Raw genomic sequence first — 469 nt, 5'->3', positions numbered from 1 at the left:
CTGGCTGTAGGCGAAAGAATAATAAAATTAAGAGAAAAAAAACAGTGGAACCAAAAAGAGTTGGCTCAAAAAATCAATATGAATGTCAGTGTAATGAACAGAATAGAAAAAGGAACACGTCCTTTAACTGATATTGAAATTGTGAAGATCGCTGAGGTTTTTGGGGTATCTACAGATTATTTGCTAACTGGAAAAGATTATCGGTATGAAGCAGAACAACTTCTGAGATCAGGCAACGCGTCTACTGCTGCAAGTGATGGAAATACAGATATAGAAAAGAGAATTGAAAGAATTGAAAGAGCACTAAGACTCCAGGAAGGTCGTAAACCAGGGGATAAGCAAAATGACTTCAATGGTGATTAAATAAAAACACTTCAATTACTTTCATACATGCATGATATTTCTTGAAGGGGGTCCTTATTTTGAAAAAGACTTTTTTTTACTTACTTATTGTTTTAATATCAACTTC

The 469-nt window shown here is 33.9% G+C and carries 1 protein-coding gene; it reads left to right on the top strand.

Translation table 11 applies throughout. The features are described from left to right. Positions 1-363: helix-turn-helix domain-containing protein (locus R0J87_RS18515; RefSeq protein WP_498888010.1), on the top strand; the 363-nt coding region annotated here is incomplete at its 5' end. Between the last annotated feature and the right edge of the window lie 106 nt (positions 364-469).

This window comes from Halomonas sp. SIMBA_159 (assembly GCF_046536035.1).
In the GTDB taxonomy this organism is placed as follows: domain Bacteria; phylum Pseudomonadota; class Gammaproteobacteria; order Pseudomonadales; family Halomonadaceae; genus Vreelandella; species Vreelandella venusta_A.
Note: the sequence above shows the minus strand (reverse complement) of the source record. Positions and strands in the feature narration are given on the sequence as shown.